A 3,532-nucleotide genomic window follows, 5' to 3' on the forward strand; every position below is an offset into this window, starting at 1 on the left:
GGTCGCCCAGAGTTCACGCTCCGGAGGCCAACTCTCGACCAAGGCCACGGCGATATCGCTGAGGTGCGTGGCGAGGGTGCCCCGAAAACTAGTCAACCGCTCGACAGCCGTGCCGATCGCAAGCGGCGGCAAAATTAGCAGGTTGACCAAAAGTCCCACCACTATTCCCAGACCCACTTGGGCGAGATAACCGGCCGAGTAATCATCGGCTTCCGGGCCGCCGATGATGAGAACGAAAAGAGCAGTCAGGGGTACTTGTTCCCCGCCCACACCAAGCCACCGCATTCCTCCGATAAGAGAGCCGAGGCCGATAACCAGCGAAATCGTCCACACGCTGGGCTCGCTCAGGAGGAGCACGGCCCCAGCAAGGGCGATTCCGACCGCCAGCCCAGCGAGGGTTTGTAAAGCGCTGCGGAGAGAACGCATAAGCGTTGGGTGCATGCTCAAAAGTGCGCCCAGCGGCGCGTAGTACCGCAATTCCTGAGCGTCCCCAGGGAGAAAAGGGGACAGCGTCCAGGCAATCGCCACAGCAACAGCAATCTTGGTGACCTGGAGGAATCGCGGAGGTTGAAGACGACGGACCACCGCCAGCCGTGATGCGTTCCACGGGAAAATCGTTCTCGGCATCGTCTAAGTCTNGAATGCTGGCGAGGCGCTGGGAAACACCCGATCTATGAGCAGCACTACGTGCTCATTGCCTCCGAGAGGCCCATTCCCGACATATCCACCGCGATGACCTGGGCACAAACGTCCCGGTTACCACTTGCCGTGCTGACGCCGGAAATGCGCAGCAGACAAGTGATCGACACAGCGTTCGCGCGGAACGACGTGCAGCTGGTACTTCAGGTGGAGACGGATTCGAGCGCGTCCCTCCACGCCCATATGAGGACAGGCCGCTGGGCGAACATAGTGTCGCATATGTGGGTGCGAACTATCACGCCATCTCCGCGGATACGAATCCGTATCGCTGGTCGATCCGATCGCAACCGCGCGCGTTGTAGTTGCGATCAGTGCGGCTTCGCCTGGTTCGGTCAATGCTCGTGCGTTCGCGGCAGTTGCAGCGAAGCTGTCATTGGACAAACTGTTCGACTAACAACTTGGCGAACTGTTCGACCAGGAGCGTTCGATGGGTTTGTCCGGTACTGCTGTATCCACAGTGAAGGCGGTTCGATAGTCGACAGCTATCGGCTGGTCGATTTTTGATCTTGGACAGGCTGGAGAGGTGAGGCAGAAACTGGGTGAAGCGCATCAGCCGGGCGCGACACCCGTCAGACCGGCGTCTCAGAAAGAGGCCACATGGCCAAGATTCTCCTCGTGCTCTACCCGGACTCCGTTACCGGCTACCCGCCGCAATATGCGCGCGACACCCTCCCGGCACTTGACGGTTACCCCGGCGGTCAGACGCTGCCAAGCCCTTCCGCCATTGACTTCACCCCGGGTGAACTACTGGGTTCGGTCTCCGGTGAACTTGGCCTGCGCAAATTTCTTGAATCAGCCGGACACGAATTAGTTGTCACCTCGGACAAAGACGGTCCGGATTCGGTGTTCGAGCGGGAGCTTGCGACTGCAGACATCGTGATTTCCCAACCGTTCTGGCCGGCCTATTTGACGAAAGCGAGGATCGCGAAGGCACCGAACTTGAAGCTCGCGATCACGGCAGGCATTGGTTCAGATCACGTCGACCTCGACGCAGCAATCAACCAGGGGATCACCGTGGTCGAGGAGACATATAGCAACAGCATCAGTGTCGCAGAGCACGCAGTCATGCAAATCCTCGCCCTCGTTCGCAACTACCTCCCGTCCCACGAATGGATCGTCAATGGTGGCTGGAACATCGCCGACAGCGTCGAGCGCGCGTATGACCTCGAAGGAATGAACGTCGGTGTCATCGCAGCCGGCCGCATCGGGCGTGCCGTCTTGCGCCGACTCGCACCGTTCGACGTCCACTTGCACTACACCGACAAGAACCGGCTGTCCCCCGAGATTGAGCGTGAACTCGGCCTGATTTTCCACCCGGATGCTGCCTCTCTCGTGCAAGCCGTCGACGTTGTATCGATCCATGCACCGTTGCATCCGGAGACATATCACCTCTTCGACGACGCTCTGATCGCGTCGATGAAACGCGGCTCTTACATCGTCAACACGGCCCGCGCCGAGATCACAGACCGTGACGCGATCGTACGCGCGCTCGAGTCAGGGCAACTCGCCGGATATGCCGGCGACGTCTGGTACCCGCAGCCGCCGGCGGCCGACCACCCTTGGCGCACGATGCCGCATAACGGCATGACCCCCCACGTTTCAGGTTCGACTCTTTCCGCTCAGGCTCGTTACGCCGCGGGCACCCGGGAGATTCTCGAAGACTGGTTCGCCGGTCGACCTATTAGGAAAGAATATCTCATCGTCGACGGCGGGCAACTTGCTGGCGTTGGTGCCGCCTCCTACACGGCCGGCGGTGAATCGAGCCCTGGTAGTGGCGGCCAGTAAGGACAGTTGAAGTACTACTGGATGAAGGAGGTTGCGGTGACTGTAATGCCGCTGGCGGCCTGCTCCGCCCTTACCAGGCAGCCATGGCTGCTCTGCACATCACAACCGTAACAACGGAGTTTCCTTATGAGTTGGTTCGGTCGAGAACGCACCATCGCCCCTGGGTTCAACCGTTGACTGATCCCGCCGGCGGCCCTCGGCACAATCATGAACGGCTGTGAGTAGGTCTGCTGCACAGGTTCCCGCATCGGAGGAGGTGCCCGGGTCGTCTGAGTCACGGTTGCCGTTCGAGGCTGCCGGCAAGGCTGTGAGCAGCACGTGCGTGCGGGCAAAGAGTCGTAGAGGTGACGTTGGCGGCTGCGGCTGCGGCTGCGGCTGCGAGTCTTACCGCTGATCCTGGTCAGCGCCTCCACCTCACCCATTTCGCTCTGCGGTACGTCGTGCCATCATCCCCGTCGTCGACGCTGTCGCCCAGCCACACACCGTGAAGGACCCGCCCTGTGCAATCAACCGGATCCACGAAGACGGCGGGTAGCTGACCGGGACGATTCACGCCGACGAGAACGAAAACCGGCCATCGCGCAAATCGGCGTCGTAATGTCACGATCACTTTATTCATACAGCTCCTTGAACCATCAAAGCCTCTAACCAACGGTAGGCAGCCCACCAAAAACAGCAATACCCCCAGTTCGGGAGCTCGCGTCTGTGGCCAGCAAAAGACACCAGCACAGGAATGTCCCTTTAACGCCGCCATATAAATCCGACAGCCCCAACTATCGGCTTGCTCTGGCTGCTTGACTATCACCATGGACGCCGCATCATTTTCTCCTACTGGATACAACGCCGATTTCCTTGAAGTTCCTCTGCCGCTCCCGGTCCCTCTCGCCGGAACCCTGATTCGTGAACTGCTCTACACACATTTCACCGTGCTCCTCGACCCCGCGCGGCGCCTTGCAATCGCGACCGGCGTCAACATCGACGGGGACCAGCTCGTTACCGCTGACCGAGGCGACGACTGGCACCTCGACTCGCGGATACCGCTCTACGA

General features: G+C 60.2%; 4 protein-coding genes. 3 read left to right on the top strand and 1 reads right to left on the bottom strand.

From position 1 onward, the window contains the following. Positions 1-627 (bottom strand): aromatic acid exporter family protein (locus CXY83_RS00090; RefSeq protein WP_199184830.1); only part of this gene is annotated, 627 nt, incomplete at its 3' end. 42 nt (positions 628-669) lie between these two features. Here CXY83_RS00090 and CXY83_RS18445 point away from each other — a divergent pair. The 3 genes from CXY83_RS18445 to CXY83_RS17230 all read left to right on the top strand — a co-directional run. Beyond that, on the top strand, positions 670-1,203 hold the full coding sequence (locus CXY83_RS18445) for a LysR substrate-binding domain-containing protein (protein WP_104195422.1): 534 nt from the start codon (positions 670-672) through the stop codon (positions 1,201-1,203). A 93-nt stretch (positions 1,204-1,296) separates the two neighbouring features. After that, positions 1,297-2,484, top strand: coding sequence for an NAD-dependent formate dehydrogenase (locus CXY83_RS00100; protein ID WP_104195423.1), 1,188 nt, complete (start codon positions 1,297-1,299; stop codon positions 2,482-2,484). 806 nt (positions 2,485-3,290) lie between these two features. Beyond that, a partial coding sequence (locus CXY83_RS17230; protein WP_199184831.1) for a DNA/RNA non-specific endonuclease occupies positions 3,291-3,532 on the top strand: 242 nt, incomplete at its 3' end.

This window comes from Cryobacterium sp. M15 (assembly GCF_002929675.1).
In the GTDB taxonomy this organism is placed as follows: Bacteria; Actinomycetota; Actinomycetes; order Actinomycetales; family Microbacteriaceae; genus Cryobacterium; species Cryobacterium lyxosi.